The sequence below is a fragment of the Rhodanobacter sp. T12-5 genome (assembly GCF_008329435.1).
In the GTDB taxonomy this organism is placed as follows: Bacteria; Pseudomonadota; Gammaproteobacteria; order Xanthomonadales; family Rhodanobacteraceae; genus Rhodanobacter.
In genome coordinates this window covers 42343-61034 of the sequence record NZ_NPKN01000004.1, presented here as the reverse complement: position 1 = coordinate 61034, position 18692 = coordinate 42343, and the positions used below count along the sequence as shown (strand labels likewise).

Annotated in this window: 16 protein-coding genes; 10 read left to right on the top strand and 6 right to left on the bottom strand. The window is 65.9% G+C overall.

The features are described from left to right. Positions 1-11: 11 nt before the first annotated feature. Both CIW53_RS09915 and CIW53_RS09910 read right to left on the bottom strand, forming a co-directional pair. Positions 12-3023 (bottom strand): TonB-dependent receptor, encoded by a 3012-nt coding sequence (locus CIW53_RS09915; RefSeq protein ID WP_149364565.1) that lies wholly within the window; start codon positions 3021-3023, stop codon positions 12-14. Positions 3024-3078: 55 nt separating this feature from the next. After that, a complete protein-coding gene (locus CIW53_RS09910) occupies positions 3079-4086 on the bottom strand; it encodes a LacI family DNA-binding transcriptional regulator (protein ID WP_149364564.1) in 1008 nt (335 codons plus the stop codon). 300 nt (positions 4087-4386) lie between these two features. On the opposite strand from CIW53_RS09910, the gene CIW53_RS09905 reads away from it, so the two are divergent. Both CIW53_RS09905 and rsmG read left to right on the top strand, forming a co-directional pair. Then, positions 4387-4836, top strand: a complete 450-nt coding sequence (locus tag CIW53_RS09905; protein ID WP_149364563.1) for an SPFH domain-containing protein — start codon at positions 4387-4389, stop codon at positions 4834-4836. A gap of 134 nt (positions 4837-4970) precedes the next feature. Further along, positions 4971-5600, top strand: coding sequence for a 16S rRNA (guanine(527)-N(7))-methyltransferase RsmG (gene rsmG, locus CIW53_RS09900; RefSeq protein ID WP_149364562.1), 630 nt, complete (start codon positions 4971-4973; stop codon positions 5598-5600). 194 nt (positions 5601-5794) lie between these two features. On the opposite strand, the gene CIW53_RS09895 is transcribed toward rsmG, so the two are convergent. Beyond that, a complete protein-coding gene (locus CIW53_RS09895) occupies positions 5795-7156 on the bottom strand; it encodes a GH1 family beta-glucosidase (RefSeq protein ID WP_149364561.1) in 1362 nt (453 codons plus the stop codon). A gap of 131 nt (positions 7157-7287) precedes the next feature. Here CIW53_RS09895 and ugpC point away from each other — a divergent pair, with 131 nt between their 5' ends. The 5 genes from ugpC to CIW53_RS09870 all read left to right on the top strand — a co-directional run bounded on the left by ugpC (position 7288) and on the right by CIW53_RS09870 (position 11717). Further along, positions 7288-8379 (top strand): sn-glycerol-3-phosphate ABC transporter ATP-binding protein UgpC, encoded by a 1092-nt coding sequence (gene ugpC / locus CIW53_RS09890; RefSeq protein ID WP_149364560.1) that lies wholly within the window; start codon positions 7288-7290, stop codon positions 8377-8379. Between the two features lie 213 nt (positions 8380-8592). Next, positions 8593-9471: a ParA family protein gene (locus tag CIW53_RS09885; protein ID WP_149364559.1), complete on the top strand. Its 879-nt coding sequence runs from the start codon at positions 8593-8595 to the stop codon at positions 9469-9471. Between the two features lie 3 nt (positions 9472-9474). After that, entirely contained in the window at positions 9475-10344 is an 870-nt protein-coding gene (locus CIW53_RS09880) for a ParB/RepB/Spo0J family partition protein (protein ID WP_172969633.1), read from the top strand. A gap of 140 nt (positions 10345-10484) precedes the next feature. After that, entirely contained in the window at positions 10485-11201 is a 717-nt protein-coding gene (locus CIW53_RS09875) for a glycosyltransferase family 2 protein (protein ID WP_149364558.1), read from the top strand. A gap of 147 nt (positions 11202-11348) precedes the next feature. Continuing rightward, on the top strand, positions 11349-11717 hold the full coding sequence (locus tag CIW53_RS09870; RefSeq protein ID WP_149364557.1) for a DUF488 domain-containing protein: 369 nt from the start codon (positions 11349-11351) through the stop codon (positions 11715-11717). 8 nt (positions 11718-11725) lie between these two features. On the opposite strand, the gene CIW53_RS09865 is transcribed toward CIW53_RS09870, so the two are convergent. Continuing rightward, positions 11726-12679, bottom strand: a complete 954-nt coding sequence (locus tag CIW53_RS09865) for a patatin-like phospholipase family protein (protein ID WP_149364556.1) — start codon at positions 12677-12679, stop codon at positions 11726-11728. A 235-nt stretch (positions 12680-12914) separates the two neighbouring features. Here CIW53_RS09865 and CIW53_RS09860 point away from each other — a divergent pair, with 235 nt between their 5' ends. Next, complete coding sequence (locus tag CIW53_RS09860) at positions 12915-14681, top strand: SLC13 family permease (protein WP_149364555.1); 1767 nt, start codon at positions 12915-12917, stop codon at positions 14679-14681. Between the two features lie 66 nt (positions 14682-14747). On the opposite strand, the gene CIW53_RS09855 is transcribed toward CIW53_RS09860, so the two are convergent. Continuing rightward, the gene (locus tag CIW53_RS09855; RefSeq protein WP_149364554.1) at positions 14748-15719 is read right to left on the bottom strand and encodes a YafY family protein; all 972 of its coding nucleotides are present in this window, start codon (positions 15717-15719) and stop codon (positions 14748-14750) included. Between the two features lie 177 nt (positions 15720-15896). On the opposite strand from CIW53_RS09855, the gene CIW53_RS09850 reads away from it, so the two are divergent. Beyond that, positions 15897-16706 (top strand): DUF481 domain-containing protein, encoded by an 810-nt coding sequence (locus CIW53_RS09850; RefSeq protein ID WP_149364553.1) that lies wholly within the window; start codon positions 15897-15899, stop codon positions 16704-16706. A 122-nt stretch (positions 16707-16828) separates the two neighbouring features. On the opposite strand, the gene hemC is transcribed toward CIW53_RS09850, so the two are convergent. Then, entirely contained in the window at positions 16829-17746 is a 918-nt protein-coding gene (hemC, locus tag CIW53_RS09845; RefSeq protein WP_149364552.1) for a hydroxymethylbilane synthase, read from the bottom strand. A 157-nt stretch (positions 17747-17903) separates the two neighbouring features. On the opposite strand from hemC, the gene CIW53_RS09840 reads away from it, so the two are divergent. Further along, entirely contained in the window at positions 17904-18659 is a 756-nt protein-coding gene (locus tag CIW53_RS09840; protein ID WP_149364551.1) for a Bax inhibitor-1/YccA family protein, read from the top strand. Positions 18660-18692 lie beyond the last annotated feature (33 nt).

The window sequence follows — 18692 nt, the reverse complement described above, 5'->3', positions numbered from 1 at the left end:
GCGCTGCCGCGTCAGAATTTCATGCCTACGGTGAACTTGATCGTACGCGGCACGAAGGTGATGTTGCCGGTCGAGTTGTACATCGCCGGGTCCGGGTTCGCCACGCCATTGGCGCCCCAGTTGACGAGGACGTCCGAGTAGTTCCTGAAGTTGAACGCGTTGAGCAGGTCGAAGCGTCCGTAAATGACCATCCCGTGCCCGATGTCGAAATCCTTGGTGGCCTGGAAGTCGACGTCGCGATAGCCGAACACCTTGCCACCGACGAGGAACTTGCCGTTGCCGCCCGGCGTGGCCGCCGCCGGAATGCATCCGCTGCCGTTCGGGAAGGTCGCGCCATAGCAGGCGATCCCGTTGAATGGCGTCGGTGTGGCCAGGGTCAGCTTGGCCGACAGCGTGATGCCCCACGGCACATCGATCACGCCGGTGGCAACCAGGCGATGCCTGGCGGCGGCGTTGGAGTCGATGAACGGGTACTGCTTGATGGTGGCTTCATCGAACGCGTAATGCTCGCCGATGTCGCGGTTCTGGGTCGCGTCGGTGAAGGTGTATGCGAGCGTGACGCCCCAGCCGGATTCCTTGGTGTATGGCTTTTCGGCCGACAGCAGCAACTGGGTGGTGCGCGTCTCGATGCCGTTGTTGGCGATGATCAGGCCGCCGAAGCCTGGCACGCCGTTGCCCCATGGCTGGCTGCCGTTCTTGTAGAAGCTTCCGTCGGGATAGCGGTTGCCCAGGGTGAACACCAGCCCGTCGTGACTGACGATGCGCGCGATCGCGGCGCTGGTGTTCCAGTCGCCGAACTTGTTGCGCATGCCGAGGCTGAACTGGTCCGAGTACGGCGCCTTCAGGCGGTTGTTGATGGCATCCACTTCCTGGCCGGCGTTAGACGTCGTCAGCAACGCCTGCAGGTTGCCCAGGCCATTGAGGTATGCCGGATCCCAGTCGAAACAGGGCGTGCCGTTGGTGTAGCACGGGCCCGTGGCACCAGGCTGGCGGAAGTACACCGTGGATTCCGGCAGCGAGGCCTTGGTCTGCTCCAGTTGCAGGTAGTCGTACAGGTCACGGTCGTAGGCGCGGCCAGCCCCGCCGAAGATCACGTGTTCCTCGTCGCCGTTGATGTCATAGGAGAAGCCGAGGCGCGGCTGGAATTCGTTCTTCTGCGCCTTGCGGTTGTGGCCGGTGCTGATGTAGTCGTTGACATCCACGCCGCCCAGCGCGAGCGCCTGGGCATAGGTCTGCCCCGCCGGTGCGGTCGGGTCCGGGTTCGGTCCATTCAGCGCGGCGACCACGTTGGCCGGCGTCACGTAGTTGAGGTAAGAAGGGTTCCGCTCGTAGTCCCAGCGCACGCCGAGGTTCAAGGTCAGCTTGTCGTTGACCGCCCAGTCGTCCTGGATATACATGCCGAGCTGCTTGTCCGACGATTTCGCCACCGGGCTCAGGCCGGGCACCGGGTTCGGGAAGAATGCCTTGTACGGCGTCGCCGAGGTGCCGGTCGTGTTGACGTTGTAATAGAACTGCGGATTGCTCTCGCCCGCGTCCTGTGCGTTGAGATCCACCGCCTTGTACTTCACGCCCATCTTGACCACGTGGTCACCGTGCCATTCAAGATCGTTGAAGGTCAGGTCGTCCTGCAGCGCCGGCCCCTTCTGGCCCTTCTTCTGAGTGGCCAGCGCGTTGGCCGCGCCGGTGATCAGGATGGTCTGGTTGTTCATCGGGTCGAAGGTGTAGACCGCGCCGTTGCCGTTGCTCAGCGGCGAGGGATTGTTGTAGGCATTTTCGTGGGTGAACAGCAGTTCGTTGAAATAGATGTCGCCGCTGTGCTGCCAGCGCAAGGCGATGCGGGTGTCGTTGTTGAGGGTGTCGATACCGGCCGCAGGAGCGGTCACGCCGCCGATGTTGTCGTACTGGTCCTCCTTGCGCTTCTGCGCACTCAGTTCGAAGCGGTCACGGTCGGTCGGTTCCCAGTCGATCTTGCCGAAGTAGAGATCTTCCTTGAACGGCAGGTTCGACGGGCCGGCCTGGGCAGCAACGTCTGCGGGCAGGTAACCGATCGTGTCGGTGACGCCCGGCACCACCGTCACCGGCGTATTGAATTTCTTCGCCTCGTAGGTGAAGAAGAAATGCATCTTGTCCTGGATGATCGGGCCGCCGATCGCGAAGCCGTACTCCTTCTCGTGCGACTTGGATTTCCTGTGTGCCGCATCCTCGGCAGGCGTCGCGGCGCGCAGGCTGTCGTTGGTGTAGGTGCCGAACACCTCGCCATGGAATTCGTTGGTGCCGGACTTGGTGTCGGCCGTGACGGCGGCGCTGGAGATCTGGTCGTACTCGGCCTTGTAGTTTGAGGTGATCACCTTGTACTGGCCGATCGCCAGCTGCGGGAAGGGGTTGCCCTGGCTGTTGAACTGGCCGCTGACGCCGCCTTGCTTGACGTAACTCTTCTGGCCGACGCCGTCGATGTAAACGTTTACAGCACTGGCGTTCTGAGCACCGCCCTGCAAGGACGTGTGGCCGGAGGAATCCACGCTGAAGACCATGCCCGGCACGGTGTCGGCGAACTCCAGAAAGTTGCGCGAGACCTGCGGGATCGTCTCGATCTGGTGCTGCGAAATCGTCGCGCCCACTTCGGACGTCTTTACTTCCACCAGATTCATCCCGGTGACCGTGACCCCTGCGAGCGTGGTGGCCGGCCCGGTGGGTGCGGCGGCGCCCGCGGCGAGATTGAGGGTTGCGGTGGAGGCGACGCTCAAGGTGACGACCTTGCCGGTGCCCGGGCCGGCATCCACCTGGTAAGTGCCCGGTGGCAACCCGACCAGCGCATAGCTTCCGTCAGTCGCCGACCTGGTGCGGCGGGTGCTGCCGGTGGCGATGTTCTTGGCGGTGACGTCCGTATTCGCCGGTGCGCTGCCGCGCAAGGTGGCATTGGCCGTCTGCGACCATGACACCGCCGGTGCGCAGGCCATCGCCGCCACCGATGTGCTGACCAGGCCAGCCAGCATTTTCTTTCTGAGATGCACAGACACTTTCATGATTACTCTCCCCGGCGAAAAATTCGATGCGACGATTGCCCCCTGTGGATGAGGCTCAGGTGAAGTTCGTGCCGCAGGAATCGCGGACGACGATTTCGCAACCGAGCGTCTGCGCGGATGCGGGCGACGGGTCGACGCCTTCGATACGGTCGGCCAACTGTTCGAGGGCGCTGCGACCAAGATCGACGATGCGCACGCGCACCGTGGTCAGCGCGGGCGTCACATAACGGGCGATCGGAATGTCGTCGAAGCCGGCCAGCGCCACGTCGCGCGGCACATCCAGGCCTGCTTCCTTGAACGCATACAGGCAACCCACCGCCATCATGTCGTTCGCCGCGAACACCGCACGCGGGCGAACCTTCCGGGCCAGCAATTCGCGGCCGGCACGGCCGCCTGATTCCTCGGTGAAATCGCCGGGCACGATGATGAGCGGCGCCTTCGGCGCGTACTTCTTCATGGCGGCCCGATAGCCCAGCTCGCGCTGCTGCGCATCGAAATTGTTCTCCGGGCCGGCAATGAAGGCCACGTCGGAATGACCGGCCTCGAGCAAGTGCCGGACCATGGCGCACGCGCCGGTGTAATTGTCGACGTTGAGTACGCTGTACTCGGCGCTCTCCACCGAGCTGTTCAGCAGCACGGCGGGCAATCCGACCGGCAAATTGGCGCGCAGGAACGGCGCATCGACGCGCGCCGACAGGATCAGCAGGCCATCCACCCGGCCCTGCATCGAACGCACCGCCGCTGCCGCCTCCGCAACGCCGTCGTGCGAACTGGACACGAGCAGATGCAGGCCGCGCGCGCGCGCGGCGAGGTCGATGCCGCGGATCAATTCGGAGAAAAACTCGCCGTACAGATCCGGCAACAGGGCGCCGATGGTCCGTGTGCGCCGGGTGATCAGCATGCGCGCGGCCGCGTGCGGGATGTATTGCAGCCGCTCGGCGGCGGCACGGATGCGCTGGCGAGTCTCGGCTGTCACCCCGCTGCCCCCGTTCATCGCGCGCGACACCGACGCCACGGACACGTTGGCGGCTCGCGCGACATCCTTGATGGTTGCTGACGTCATGTGGTTATCGTCACTTGCAATGGCCGAATGCGTTGAAACCATGCCACCGCGCCAACGTAAACGTTTTCATGGCGATTTGTAAAGTGCCTGTAAAGCCGCTATTCAAACCCTGCCGGGGCGGCAACCTTAAAGCCGCCCCATGTTCAGCCGACAACCCGTTGAGGGAGCCAAATCGGCGCCATTGTTTAAAGTTTCGTTTTGTCGTTAAATCAGCGTTAATCTTCGCGGGCTCAGGCAACTGTATGCTCAAGTTCTCGCGATATTGAAGCAATCACGGCCAAGTTGCTGTTTCTACACACCATGATGACTCTGTTGACCTTGCTGCTCGCCATTCCCGCCGCGCTGATCGCCAGCGCCGTGCGGTACGTGCCCGCCGGTCAGGTCTACAGTGTCTACCGCCGCGGCAAGCTGGTGCGCCTGTTGCAGACCGGTACCCACCTGGTATTGCCGTTGCTGGACCGCGTCGCGCACAAGATCAACCTGGCCGGCCAGACCCTGCGGTTCGAAGGGCCGCAAGCCGATGCGCGCGACATGCGCGGCACGGTGTACTGGCAAGTGCTGGAGCCGGAACGTGCCGACGCGGTGTTCGAACAGGTCGACCAATTGATCCGTCGCGGTGCGCAGGAGGCCCTGCGTGGCGAGTCGCAGGCCGATCGCCGCGATCTGGGCGCCCGGGTGAAGCAGGCCTTGAACAGCGCGTTGCGCGAACGCGGCATGATGGTGACCCGGGTCGAACTCGACGCGACCTGACCACGAAATCGCGTCATGGCGCCCCAGAGCGCCCACGCGGCAGGGGATTTGAAAGCCTTCGACCCGCTTCGGCGGGTTTTCTTTTGTCGGCAAGGCCGCGGATACTTTGCGCCCCACGTACTTCGAGCAACCCGATGACCATCCGCGACGCCTTGCAGGCACGACTCGAACAAGGCATCGCCGCACTGGGCCTCAGCCTGCCGGCCGACGCGGTGCCGCGGCTGCTCGATTACCAGGCGTTGCTGGAACGCTGGAACGCGGCCTACAACCTCACCGCCGTGCGCGATCCGGCGGAGATGGTCACCCGCCACCTGCTCGATTCGCTGGCGATCCTGCCGTACGTGCAAGGCCAGACCCTGGCCGACCTCGGCACCGGCCCCGGCCTGCCCGGCATCGTGCTGGCGATCGCCGCGCCGGGACGCGAGATCCTGCTGGTCGATTCCAACGGCAAGAAGGTGCGCTTCCTGCGCGAGGCGATCCGCGCGCTGAAGCTGGACGGCGTGCGCGCACTGCAGTCGCGGGTGGAAGACGTCGAAGGCCAGTACGACTGCATCACCGCGCGCGCCTTCGCCAGCATGGCCGACATGCTCGGTTGGGGCGGCCATCTGCTGGCCCCGGACGGCATCTGGCTGGCAATGAAGGGCAAGCGGCCGGACGACGAGTTGCCGGGCATTCCGGCCGGCTTCGAGGTGCGCGACACGCATGAGCTGATCGTGCCGGGTTTGCCGGCGGAGCGGCATTTGCTGGTGCTTGGGCGCGCTTGAAATCCGCGCGCTTCGAATTGCCACTCCGTTCGGGCTGAGCGTAGCGCCGAAGGCGCGAAGTCGAAGCCTTGCACAACCCTTCGACTTCGCCGCTGCGCGGCTATGCTCAGCGAGAACGGTAGAGCCTCAACGTGGCGGCTTTGCCCGATGCTCTTGTGAATCCAGCGCCAAAGGCATCACCCGCCAGCGGGCTCCTACGCGTCGTCGTCCAACACCCCGCCATTGCTCTCGATCACCTGTGCATACAGCTTTGCGCTGGTCTTGGCCGTACGCTGCTGAGTGGCGAAGTCGACGTGGTACAGGCCGAAGCGTTTGGAAAAACCCAGCGACCATTCCAGGTTGTCCATCAGCGACCACGCGTAATAGCCCTTCAGGTCGACGCCGGCTTCGACCGCGCGATGCAGCGCCTTGAGGTGGCGGCGCAGATAGTCCGTGCGCAGCGGGTCGTCGAGTGCGCCGTTCTCCGCTACCGGCGGATCGTAGAACGCGGAGCCATTTTCGGTGATGTACAGCGGGATGTCGCCGTAGCGCTGCTTGAACCAGGTCAGCGTGTCGGTCAGGCCCTGTTCGAACACTTCCCAGCCGGTCTCGGTGTGGGTCCTGTTCGGCTGACGCACCGACACTGCCTGCAACGGATACGCGTTCGCGTCGTGCTTCACCACCGCGCGGGTGTAGTAGTTGATGCCCACGAAATCGACCGGCTGGTTCGTCAGCTCGAAATCGTCGGCCGGGAAGTCCGGCCACGCCTCGCCGAAGATCTCCTTCAGCTCCGGCGGGTAGCTGCCCAGCAGCGCCGGATCGGCGAACTGCTGGTTCATGTAGGCATGCGCGCGGCGGGTGGCGGCGAGATCCTCGGCGCTGTCCGAGTGCGGGTACTTCGGTTCGATGTTGAACACCACGCCGATCTCGTGCTTTCCATGCGCGCGATAGGCCTGGATGCCGGCGCCGCTGGCGCGCATCAGGTTGTGCGCGGCGATCGGCGCCTCGAACTTGTTGCGGTGGCCCGGCGCCAGCGCGCCGTGCAGGTAGCCGCCGTCGGTGACCACCCAGGGTTCGTTGATCGTCGACCAGCGCGGCACGCGGTCGTCCAGCGCCTTGAACATCACTTCGGCGTACTCGGCGAACCAGTGCGCGATGTCGCGGTTGAGCCAGCCGCCGCGATCGTCCAGCGCGGCCGGCAAGTCCCAGTGGAACAACGTGGCGTTCGGCGCGATGCCGTTTTCCAGCAGCTCGTCGATCAGTCGCGAGTAGAAATCCAGGCCCTTGGCGTTGACCCGGCCGGTGCCCTCGGGCAGCACGCGTGCCCAGTTGATGCTGAAACGGTAGCCGTGCAGGCCGAGCGCCTTCATCAGCTGCACGTCGTCCTTGTAGCGACGGTAGTGGTCGCAGGCGATATCGCCGGTGTCGCCGTTGGCCATCATCCCTGGCGTATGCGCGAAGCGCTGCCAGATGCTGGGGCCGGCGCCATCGGCCAGCGGCGAGCCCTCGATCTGATAGGCCGAAGTGGCCGCGCCCCAATGGAAACCGTCGGGGAAGCGGAAGCTGGGGCGGGTCATGGGTGTTCCTGCAGCCAAAGTGCTTGATGTAAACGATTACATCGGCAGAATAGCCGAATGTTTCGCCGATGTGCAGACAAGTGCATGCTGCGGCGATGGCGGCCGTCGTGGCCAACCCACAGGAGATGTCCATGGCTGCCGTGCGTCTGGACCAGCTGCGCAAGGTCTACCCCAACGGTCACGTCGGGGTGGCCGACGCCAGTTTCGAGATCGCCGACGGCGAGCTGCTGGTGCTGGTGGGGCCGTCCGGCTGCGGCAAGACCACCCTGCTGCGCATGATCGCCGGGCTCGAATCGATCAGTGGCGGCACGCTCAGCATCGACGGCCGCGTGGTCAACGAGGTGGCGCCGAAGGACCGCGACATCGCGATGGTGTTCCAGAACTACGCGCTGTACCCGCACATGACAGTGGCCGAGAACCTCGGCTTCGGCCTGAAGCTGCGTGGCCACAAGCAGGCCGATATCGACCGGCGCGTGGCCGCGGCGGCGAAGACGCTGGAGCTCGAAGCGCGGCTGGCCTCGCGCCCGGCCGCGCTGTCCGGCGGCCAGCGCCAGCGCGTTGCATTGGGCCGGGCGCTGGTGCGCGACCCCAGGGTGTTCCTGCTGGACGAGCCGCTGTCCAACCTGGACGCCAAGCTGCGCTTGTCGATGCGGGTGGAGATCGCGCGGCTGCACCGTCAGCTCAAGGCCACCATGATCTACGTCACCCACGACCAGGTCGAGGCAATGACCCTGGGCCAGCGCATCGTGGTGCTGGACGGCGGCGTGATCCAGCAGATCGACACGCCGATGGCGATGTACGAGAAGCCGGCCAACCTGTTTGTCGCCGGCTTCATCGGCAGCCCGGCGATGAACCTGATCCGCGGCACGCTGCGCCGGCAGGGCACTTGGCGGCTGGCGGGCGCGTACGGCGAATGGGTGCTGGGCGACACCCTGGCCGACCCGGCCTGGCAAGCCTGGATCGACCGCGAGGTGGTGCTGGGCGTGCGGCCCGAGCATCTGCAGCCGCGGGACGCGGGTGAAGCGGCGCTGCACGCGCAGCTGGAGGTGCTCGAACCGGTGGGCAACGAAACCTTCCTGAATCTGCGCTGCGGCGAGCTGGTGCTGATCTCGCGGGTCGCCCCGGACGCCCTGCCCGAGCCCGGCAACCTCGTGCCGCTGGGTTTGGCACACCGGCACCTGCACTTGTTCGACGCCACCGACGGGGCACGGATCGGCACCTGAGGTGCTTGCATGCGACGGCCTGGAGCGGATGGTCACGGGCCGTGGATGGAGGGAGGGGCGAGCGCAGCGAGTCATCGCGTTTCCGCTCGGCAACGAACGAGCCGCGAACCGACGACAACCTCGTGCCCGCCTGTCGGCGAGCCCCGCCGGGGCAGGCAAGGCCGGGCCGCAATGCTAATCTAGCCCACCTCGCGAACGGAAAACCCTGTATCCATGGCCCGCATCATCGCTGTCGCCAACCAGAAGGGCGGCGTCGGCAAGACCACCACTGCCGTCAATCTCGCCGCTGCGCTGGCCGCGGCGAAGCGCAAGGTATTGCTGGTCGACCTGGATCCGCAGGGCAACGCCACGATGGCTTCGGGCATCAACAAGCGCGACATCACGTCGAGCGGCTGCGAGGTGCTGCTGGAAGAGGTGGAGATCGCCGCAGCGATCGTGCCCACCGACGCGCACTACGATCTGCTGCCGGGCAACGGCGACCTCACCGCGGCCGAGCTGAAGCTGATGGATGCGCTGGCGCGGGAGCACCGGCTGAAGGAGCTGCTGGCGAAGGTCGCGGACAAGTACCACACCATCCTGATCGACTGCCCGCCCTCGCTGAACCTGCTCACGCTCAATGCGCTGACCGCGGCCGATGGCGTGCTGATCCCGGTGCAGTGCGAATACTTCGCGCTGGAAGGCCTGTCCAGCCTGCTCGATACGGTCAAGGCAGTGCGTCACCGGCTGAACCCGAAACTGGAGATCGAAGGCCTGCTGCGCACCATGTACGACGTGCGCAACAACCTCGGCAATGAAGTCTCCGCCCAGCTTACCCAGCATTTCGGCGACAAGGTGCTGCGCTCGATCATCCCGCGCAACGTGCGCCTGGCCGAGGCGCCCAGCCACGGCCAGCCGATCCACCTGTACGACCGCAGCTCGCGCGGCGCGATTGCCTACATCGGCTTGGCCGGCGAAATCATCCGGCGCGAACGCGCGCTGACCCGCACCGATCATGTCGATCCGGTCGAAGACATCGAACCGCCTGCGGCAGCACCCGCGCACGGCGACAGCGGCCCGACGCTCAAGGCGCCGGCCGCCAACCATCAGGATTGAGACATGGCTGCTGCGAAAAAACGTGGATTGGGACGCGGGCTCGACGCCCTGCTCGGTGGCGACGGCGATGCCGCACCGTCGGTACTGACCCAGGAAGGCGAGCTGCGCATGTTGCCGATCCAGCAGATCCAGCCTGGCAAGTACCAGCCGCGCCGGCACTGGAACGACGAGGCGCTCGACGAGTTGGCCGCCTCGATCAAGGCGCAGGGCCTGATCCAGCCGGTGGTGGTGCGCGAGCTGGGCAGGAACAGCTACGAGCTGATTGCCGGCGAACGCCGCTGGCGCGCGGCGCAGCGCGCGCAGCTGGCCGAGATCCCGGCGCTGATCAAGAAGGTGTCCGAGGAAGCCGTGCCGGCGATGGCGCTGATCGAGAACATCCAGCGCCAGGACCTCACCCCGCTGGAAGAAGCCGACGCGCTCAAGCGCCTGATCGATGATTTCGACCTCACCCACCAGCAGGCCGCCGACGCGGTCGGCCGCTCGCGCGCGTCGGTGTCGAACATGCTGCGGCTCACCGAGATGCCGGAGTCGATCAAGCGCCTGCTCGACGACGGCAAGCTGGAAATGGGCCACGCCCGCTGCCTGCTGACGCTGGACGAGTCCATCGCCGTGCCGCTGGCGCGCCAGGCCTCGACCCTGGGCTGGTCGGTGCGCGAGCTGGAGGAAGCCGCGCGCCGCGCGCAGACCGCGCCAAAGGGCAAGGCCAAAAGCGCTGCGCCGCACGATCCGAACATTGCCGCGCTGGAGCGCGAACTGGCCGAACGCTTCGCCACCCGCGTCGAACTGGCGCAGAGCCGCGGCGGCCGCGGCAAGCTGGTGATCCACTACCACAGCAACGACGAGCTCGAAGGCATCCTCGGCAAGATTCGCTGAAGGCAGAAACGAGTGGAGAGAAGTGAGAAACGAGAGAGAGCGGGTACGCCGCGCCTGGATGATTTCTCCCGTTTCCCACTTCTCTCCACTCAATCCTCGCTCCCCGCTTCACGTTCACGTAAATAGTCAGGGCCTCCCCCATGCCGCAACTCTCCGTCGTCGTCCCCGTCTTCAACGAGCGCGACAACATCCCGCCGCTGCTGGCCGAGATCGCTGCCGCCCTGCGCGGCCAGGTCGACTACGAAGTCGTCTACGTCGACGACGATTCCAGCGACGACAGCCGTGCCGTGCTGGCGGCGCAGAAGGCGCTGCACCCGGAGCTGCGCGTGCTCCACCACGTCACCCGCAGCGGCCAGAGCACGGCCGTGTGGAACGGCGTGCGCGCGGCCGCGTCGCCATGGATCGCCACGCTGGACGGCGACGGCCAGAACGATCCGGCCGACATCCCCAAGCTGCTCGCCGCGCGCGCTGCGGCACCGGCCGAAACGCGGCTGTTCGCCGGTTGGCGCACCACTCGCCGCGACAGCTTCAACAAGCGCATTTCCTCGAAGGTCGCCAACGCGGTGCGCTCGCGCATGCTGAAGGACGCCACCCCGGATACCGGCTGCGGCCTGAAACTGTTCGAGCGCGAGGTCTTCCTGCGCCTGCCCTATTTCGACCACATGCACCGCTACCTGCCGGCGCTGGTCAAGCGCGCCGGTTTCGCCAGCCAGAGCGTGCCGGTCGGCCACCGCCCGCGTACGGCCGGCGTGTCCAAGTACGGCATGCTCGATCGCCTGTGGGTCGGCCTGGCCGACTTGCGCGGCGTGGCCTGGCTGATGCGCCGCGGCAAGGTGACCAGGGTCGAAGAGCTGTAACGCCTTGTTGTGGGAGCGGCTTCAGCCGCGACGCTTCCGTTGCAGGGCAAGGCATCGCGGCTGAAGCCGCTCCCACAAGAGCTCCCGGAGATACCCCGCCACGGCGCAGCGGCCGTATGCTGGCTGTCTTCCTTTCGGGAGACTCTCATGAGCATCGCCATCAAACGTGTCTACGAACCGGCCGCGAAGGCTGACGGCTATCGCGTGCTGATCGACCGGTTGTGGCCGCGCGGGCTGAAGAAGGAAGCGGTGCCGCTGGACCTGTGGGCGAAGGAACTTGCCCCTTCCACCGCCTTGCGCCAGTGGTTCGGGCATGACCCGGCGCTATGGGATGGCTTCCGCCACCGCTACGCCAGCGAGCTGGACGGGCTGGCCGCGCACTGGCAGCCGCTGGCCGAACGGGCGGCGCGGCACACGGTCACACTGCTCTATGGCGCGCACGACGAGGAACACAACAATGCCGTCGTGCTGAAGACGTATCTCGAAAACTGGCTGCACACGCACGGCCCGCGTTGAGGCCGGACTCAGGACTGGCGCAGCGGCGTTCCGGTTTTCGGCCAGTTGGACAGCGCCTCGCGCGCCTGCTCGCGCCCGCACTCGATCAGCTCGCGCGCACGGTAGAACTCGTACGCGGTCGACATGTTGCGCGGCAGCTGGATCAGCAGGTCCGGTTCGTACGCGGCCAGCCGCAGGCGCGACAGGTTCGCCTGCATCAGATCCATCGACTGGTTGAGCAGGTCCCACGCACCGGGCTCGCGCGGCTTGCCTTCGCTGTGCGGAAGCATGCGCCCGAAAAACTCGCCGACGCGATGGCGAAAGCCACGTTCGTCCTCGTCCTCGTCCCCGGCATCGACCGTGGCGGGCATCATCTGCGCGGGGCCGTCCATGCTGATCGCGATCAGATAGTCGGCCGGATCGCGGATCAACGGCGTCACCGGCACGGGATTCAGCAGCGCCCCATCGACCAGCCGGCGGCCGTCGAGGTGATACGGGCGGAATACCGTGGGGATCGCGATCGAGGCGCGGATCGCATCGAAGAGCGAGCCGCGGGTCAGCCAGACTTCGCGTTCGCGATCGAGGTCGGTGGCGACCGCGGTAAAGGCCAGCGGGAGCTCTTCGATGCGGATGTCGCCGATCAGGTCGCGCAGGGTGCCGATGATCCGCTCGCCCTTGATCAGGCCACCGCCGGAAAACGTCCAGTCGAGCAGCTTGAACACGTCGAGTCTGGCCAGCGTGCAGACCCAGTCGCGATAGATGTCGAGCCTGCCCATCGCATACACGCCGCCGATCAGCGCGCCCATCGAGGTGCCGGCGATCGCGGTGATCCGGTAACCCTGCGCCTCGATCTCCTCGATCGCGCCGATATGCGCCAGCCCCTTCGCGCCGCCGGCACCGAGTGCCAGCGCCACGGTAGGCTGGCGTGCTTCGGCGGCCGGTTCCGGCGGTGTCGCCGGGACGGAAATATCGTCAGCTGTCATGGTGAACCTTCGATCACAAGTGCCTGCGTTGCCGCTCATCGCAGCGGTGCGCGCCGCGCGAGCCGTGCCGGACGTCGCCCCGGGAGGCGGCGGCCGGTTAGGATGAAGCCTAGGAGCCTCGACTGCAGAAACCAAGCTCCCACTCTACCGACACAAACCTGGAGCCACGGATGCCTTCGATCGACCCGCTGCCTCGCTGCGTGCCACTTGCGCCGATCTCCCGCGGAGCTTGCGGATGAGTTGGCAGGCGTGGGCCACGGTGGCGGTGATCGTCGCGGCAATGGGCCTGTTCGCCAGCGAGAAGCTGCGCATCGACCTGGTCGCGCTGCTGGTGCTGGCGGCGCTGGTGATCCTTGGCATCGTCAGCCCGGTCGAGGCGCTGAGCGGCTTCAGCAACGAAGCCACGGTGACGGTGGCGGCGATGTTCGCGCTGAGCCTTGGCATCGAACGCTCCGGCGCACTCGAACCGTTGACCCGGCAGTTGATGCGGATCAAGCGACCGTGGGTGCTGACCCTGGCGCTGATGCTGGCGATCGCGCCGCTGGGCGCCTTCATCAAGAACATCGCGTTGGTCGCCACCTTCCTGCCGCTGGCGCTGCGCGTGTGCCAGCGCACGCGCACCTCGCCGGCGCGCGTGCTGATGCCGATGGCCTATGCCGCACAGATGGGCGGCGTGTGCACGCTGATCGGCACGTCTTCCAACCTGCTGGCGGACAGCCTGGCGCAGAAGCACGGCATGCCGGCCTTCGGCGTGTTCGAGTTCACCCGTATGGGTGTCGTGCTGGCCGTGGTCGGCATCGTCTACCTGATGCTGATCGGCCGCTGGCTGCTGCCGCGCCAGGTGGATGCGCAGGCGCCCGAGCAGGAGGACATCGGCAAGTACGTGACCGAACTGGAAGTGACCGAACAATCCTCGCTGCTCGGCAGCAGCATCGCCGACGCCAGGCTGGGCGAGCGCTTCGGCATCTACCCGCTGGAGCTGCTGCGTGGCGAGAAGCGCATGTGGTCGCCGCGCAGCCAGGAAATCGCCGTGGGCGACGTGCTGCTGATACGCGGTGACTGGGAGAAGATCGAGGATTTCCAGCGCCGCGCCGGCCTGCGCAATGCACCGGACAGCCGTTACGTGCAGGGCGCCGGCCACCCGCGCGTGATGGTCGAGCTGATGATTGCGCCCGCCAGCCCGATGGAAGGCCGCCGGCTGGAGGAGACCGGCCTCAACTGGCGTTACGACGCGGTGGCGCTGGCGATCCACCGCCGCGGCCAGCTGCTGCGCGACAAACTGAGCGATGTCAGCCTGGCGGTGGGCGACGTGCTGCTGGTGCTGGTCGACGAGAAGGCCATGTCCAACCTGCGCAACGACGAGGCGTTCGTGGTGCTGAGCGAACGCGAGGAGTCCCATCGCACCTCGCGCAAGGCGTGGTATGCCGCGGCGATCATGGCTGCCGTGGTGATCGTCTCGGGCATGCACTGGTTGCCGATTCCGGTTGCGGCGATCTCCGGCGCCATCGCGATGGCGATGACCGGCTGCTTTGGCCGTAAAGACGTTTACGAAGGCATCGACTGGAAGATCATCATCCTGCTCGGCGCAATTCTTCCGCTGGGCATCGCGATCGAGAAAAGCGGCCTGTCGCAGATCCTCGTCCACCTGGGCCTGGACCTCGTCGGCCCGCACGGTCCGCTGGCCGCGCTGCTGATGGTGTACCTGCTGACAGCCCTGCTCACCGAACTGATGGGCCACAACCCGTCGGTGGTACTCATGGTCGGCATCGCCGCCTCGGTCGCACACGCCATGCACGTGGACCCGCGTCCGTTCGTGGTCGCGGTGGCATTCGCCGCCGCCACGTCATTCGCCACCCCGGTGGGCTACCCCACCAACACCATGGTCTATTACGCCGGCGGCTATCGCTTCACCGATTTCATGAAAGTCGGCATACCGCTGATCCTGATCTTCTGCGCGCTGTCGATGTGGCTGATCCCGGTGTTCTGGCCGTTTCATCCGTGAGAGCCGGGATTGGGCAAAGCACCAGCAATCCCGTGGGCCATGCCCTGACGAATCCCGAATCCCGGCTCAGAGGTAGCTGTCCCGTGCCAGCTGCAGCAGGATCTTCATCTCCTCGCGCAGCGACAGCGGGGCGATGACTTCCGCATCCGGGCCGTACTTGAGCACGTCCATCAGCAACTCCTTCGAGTTGGAGTAGGGCACTTTCAGTTCGTACTTGCCGTCGGGCAGCCACTCGCCCTTCTGCTGCGAATGCCAGTGTTCGTCGGCGACCCAGCGGGCGGCGTGGGGCGAGAAGCGGATCGTTGCCCAGGCCTTCGGCTTGCCGGCGAAGATGCCGTAGCTGGAGGCGAGCAGGTCGTTGAGGTCGCTCTCGCCGACATTGACGGCTTCGGCGTCCAGGGCGTGTGCATCGGCGATACGGTCGACCGCGAAACTGCGCAGCGCCTCGCGGTCGTGATCCCACACGTCGAGGTACCAGTTGTCGCGGTAATGGGTCAGCCGCTGCGGCGACACGGTGCGGTGGCTGTCTGCATTGGTGGTGCGGGCGCGATAGCGGAACCGCAGCTGCTTGCGCTCCAGCACCGCGCCGGCGACGATGCGGAATACCTGCTGGTCGAGTTTGCGTTCACCCCATGGGATCACCCGGATGCGCTCGATCGGCAACGCCTTGCCGCTGCCCTGGTCCGTCAGCAGGCCTTCGATGCGGGCCTTGAACGGCGCCAGCGAACCCGCGAGCACGCCGGGACCGGAGCGACTGATCAGCTCGTTCAGAGCCAGCAACGCAGCCAGCTCGTCGGAGGTCAGCCACAGCCCCGGCAGTTCGAATTTCTCGCCCTCGCCCACCTCGTAGCGGAAGGCGGCCTGGTCGATGCCGGCACTTTCGATCGGTGCGCCCAGCGCGTCGCGCAGGAAAGCCACGTCGCGGTACAAGGTGGCGCGCGAACATTCCAGTTCGGCGAGCAGGCGCGAGAGCGGAACCGGGTAGTGCGCCGACTTCAACAGGCGGTGCAGGGTCAGTATGCGTTCGTAGCGATCCATGGTTTCGTCGGCATCGTCAGGGGGCGTTGCTTAGCATGGCGGCGGCTTGTGAGGGCCGCAAGTCGTCCGTGCATCATCGCCCCGACTGCCGGTTTTGTGAGCACCGTTCATTGCGAGTTCAACGCATCCCGTTAAGGTAGCCGACTTACTATTACTTAACATCATGGATTGTCCCCGATGAAAAAGACCCTGATCGCCGGATTGCTGCTGGCGGCGTTTGCGAGCTTCGCCGCGCAGGCGCAGGACACCACCGACACGGCCAGCAATCATGGTGGCTGGAGCGGTTCGGGCGAGTTCGGTTTTGCCTCGGCCACCGGCAACTCGCGTTCGCAGAACATCAATGCCAAGCTCGGCCTGAACCAGGAAAACGAGCAGTGGAAGAACAGTTTCTTCGTCGACGCACTGCGCTCGAAGAGCCAGCAGAAAGTGGTCGACTCGGCCGGCAATACCGTCGAGCAGTTCAATACCACCGCCAACCGTTATGACGGCGGTGCCTCGGTCGGCTACAAGCTGGACCCGCGCAGCTACATTGTCGGTGCGGCCCGTTACGAACACGACGACTTCGGCGCCAACCTGTGGCAGGGCATCGTCTCGCTCGGTTACGGCTACATCGCATTGAAGGACGAACGCAACGAGCTGTCGTTCGAAATCGGTCCGGGTTACAAACGCTACCGCCCGGCCGACGTCGACGTGGTCGTCGGCGGCGTGCTGGTGCCGCAGCAACAGCCGACCGAGAGCGAGCTGGTCGCCCGCGGCCTGATCAACTACAAGTACAAGCTCACCGCCAATACCGCGTTCGAGGATACGCTGCTGATGGAAGCGGGCTCGAAGAATACCTATCTGCAGAACGATGCAGGTCTGGCGGTCAGCATGACCAGGAAGCTGGCGCTGAAGGTCGGTTTCCAGGTCCGCCATAACAGCGATGTGCTGCCGGGCGTCAAGAAGACCGATACGTTGACCACGACCAATCTGGTTTACAGCTTCTAGTCAGCCTGTCCTTGGCTGCGGGAGCGACTTCAGTCGCGATACCTTTGGCTCTGCCTGTTTTTGCGCAGAGGGGTCGTCGCGGCTGAAGCCGCTCCCACAAAAGTCGCATTCCGCACCGCGCGTCAGGAACCGAGCAAGTCGCCGGCACCCTGTTCCAGCAATGCCGCGGCGACACGGTGGCCCAGCGCCATGGCCTGGTCGACGGGTGCGCTGGCTTCGGCGTGCAACAGCTGGCCGCTGGCCGCGTTGCCGACCAGCCCGCGCAGGTGCAGGCCATGTTCGCTCCGCATGCACCAGGCGCCGACCGGCACCGTGCAGCTGCCGCCGAGTGCCTGGTTCATGGCGCGCTCGGCGCTGACCGTGAGCCGCGTGTCGGGATCGTCGAGCGCCGCCAGCAGGATCGCCACGGCCGCTGCGTCGGTGCGTGATTCGATCGCGATGGCCGCCTGGCCCGGCGCCGGCAGCCAATCCGGTGCCGCCAGCCGTGAGCGTATGCGCGATGCCAGGCCGAGGCGCTCGAGACCGGCGCAGGCCAGCACGATCGCGTCGTAGTTGCCGGCGTCGAGTTTGCCGAGACGGGTGCCGACATTGCCGCGCAGGTCGAGCAGTTCCAGATCCGGACGCAGTGCCCGCAGCTGCGCCTGCCGACGCAATGACGAGGTGCCGACGCGGGCGCCGTCGGGCAGGGCGGCCAAGTCCGCATGATCGTTGCTGACGAACGCATCGGCCGCATCCGCGCGCGGCAGGATCGCCGGCAGCATGAATCCGGGCTCCAGCTCGGCCGGCACATCCTTCAGCGAATGCACGGCCAGATCGGCGCGGCCTTCCAGCATCGCCACCTCCAGCTCCTTCAGGAACAGCCCCTTGCCGCCGATGGTGGCCAGCGGCTGGTCGAGGATCTCGTCGCCGCGCGTGCTCATCGGCACCAGTTCCACCGTCAGCCCCGGATGTGCGGCGCGCAGCAGGGCGGCGACGTGCTCGGCCTGCCACAGTGCCAGCGCGCTCTTGCGGGTGGCGATACGCAGGGTGGAAGGGTTCATCGGAACTCCGCGGGATTCGGCAAGGTCCCATTGTCGCGTAGTTTTCGCGCGCGGGTGCAGCCGTGCGCGCGGCGGCATGTGGCGTATCGGCGCAGGGCGACTGTCAAGCCCGCGCCGTGGCGGCTACGATGGTCGGCATCTCACGGGAGTTCATCTCATGCAAAGCGGCAACCCGGCACTCAACAAGAACACCTTCCTCGACGCCGCCAGCGGTTCGGTCGTCGCGCATGGCGAACAGGTCATGACGATCAACGGCACGATCAACCGGACCGGCTTCCTGCTGATCCTGGTCCTGGTCGGCGCGATGTACAGCTGGAGCCAGTTCGGCGGTGTGGCCAGCATCCCGGCAATGGCACCGCTGGTGCTCGGCGGCGCGATCGGCGGACTCGTGCTCGGCCTGGTCACTGCGTTCAAGAAGACCTGGGCACCGGTCACCGCGCCGCTGTATGCGCTGGCGGAAGGCGTCTTCATCGGCGCGCTGTCGGCGATCTTCGAGCTGCGCTATCCCGGCATCGTGATGCAGGCGGTGGGGCTGACCTTCGGCACCATGGCCGCGCTGCTGCTGGCCTACCGCAGTGGCCTGATCCGCGCCACCGAGAAGTTCAAGCTCGGCATCGTCGCGGCCACCGGCGGCATCATGCTGCTCTACCTGGCGAACTTCGCGATGGGCTTCTTCGGCCACTCGATGGGCTTCATCAACGGCAGCAGCGGCATCGGCATCGCGTTCAGCGCGGTGGTGGTGGTGATCGCGGCGCTGAACCTGATCCTCGATTTCGACATGATCGAGACGGGCGTGCAGCAGGGTGCACCGAAGTACATGGAATGGTACGGCGCGTTTGCGCTGGTGGTGACGCTGGTGTGGCTGTACCTGGAAATGCTGCGGCTGCTGTCGAAGCTGCAGTCGCGCAACTGAGCGTGGTCCTGTGGGAGCGGCTTCAGCCGCGAC

Coding starts and splice junctions, on each gene's coding strand:
- CIW53_RS09895 (WP_149364561.1), bottom strand. CDS start 7,156: ATGACCCGCCCCAGCTTCCGCTTCCCCGACGGTTTCCATTGGGGCGCG.
- CIW53_RS09885 (WP_149364559.1), top strand. CDS start 8,593: ATGGCCCGCATCATCGCTGTCGCCAACCAGAAGGGCGGCGTCGGCAAG.
- CIW53_RS09880 (WP_172969633.1), top strand. CDS start 9,475: ATGGCTGCTGCGAAAAAACGTGGATTGGGACGCGGGCTCGACGCCCTG.
- CIW53_RS09860 (WP_149364555.1), top strand. CDS start 12,915: ATGAGTTGGCAGGCGTGGGCCACGGTGGCGGTGATCGTCGCGGCAATG.
- CIW53_RS09910 (WP_149364564.1), bottom strand. CDS start 4,086: ATGACGTCAGCAACCATCAAGGATGTCGCGCGAGCCGCCAACGTGTCC.
- CIW53_RS09840 (WP_149364551.1), top strand. CDS start 17,904: ATGCAAAGCGGCAACCCGGCACTCAACAAGAACACCTTCCTCGACGCC.
- CIW53_RS09905 (WP_149364563.1), top strand. CDS start 4,387: ATGATGACTCTGTTGACCTTGCTGCTCGCCATTCCCGCCGCGCTGATC.
- CIW53_RS09850 (WP_149364553.1), top strand. CDS start 15,897: ATGAAAAAGACCCTGATCGCCGGATTGCTGCTGGCGGCGTTTGCGAGC.
- CIW53_RS09915 (WP_149364565.1), bottom strand. CDS start 3,023: ATGAAAGTGTCTGTGCATCTCAGAAAGAAAATGCTGGCTGGCCTGGTC.
- rsmG (WP_149364562.1), top strand. CDS start 4,971: ATGACCATCCGCGACGCCTTGCAGGCACGACTCGAACAAGGCATCGCC.
- CIW53_RS09865 (WP_149364556.1), bottom strand. CDS start 12,679: ATGACAGCTGACGATATTTCCGTCCCGGCGACACCGCCGGAACCGGCC.
- CIW53_RS09875 (WP_149364558.1), top strand. CDS start 10,485: ATGCCGCAACTCTCCGTCGTCGTCCCCGTCTTCAACGAGCGCGACAAC.
- CIW53_RS09870 (WP_149364557.1), top strand. CDS start 11,349: ATGAGCATCGCCATCAAACGTGTCTACGAACCGGCCGCGAAGGCTGAC.
- hemC (WP_149364552.1), bottom strand. CDS start 17,746: ATGAACCCTTCCACCCTGCGTATCGCCACCCGCAAGAGCGCGCTGGCA.
- CIW53_RS09855 (WP_149364554.1), bottom strand. CDS start 15,719: ATGGATCGCTACGAACGCATACTGACCCTGCACCGCCTGTTGAAGTCG.
- ugpC (WP_149364560.1), top strand. CDS start 7,288: ATGGCTGCCGTGCGTCTGGACCAGCTGCGCAAGGTCTACCCCAACGGT.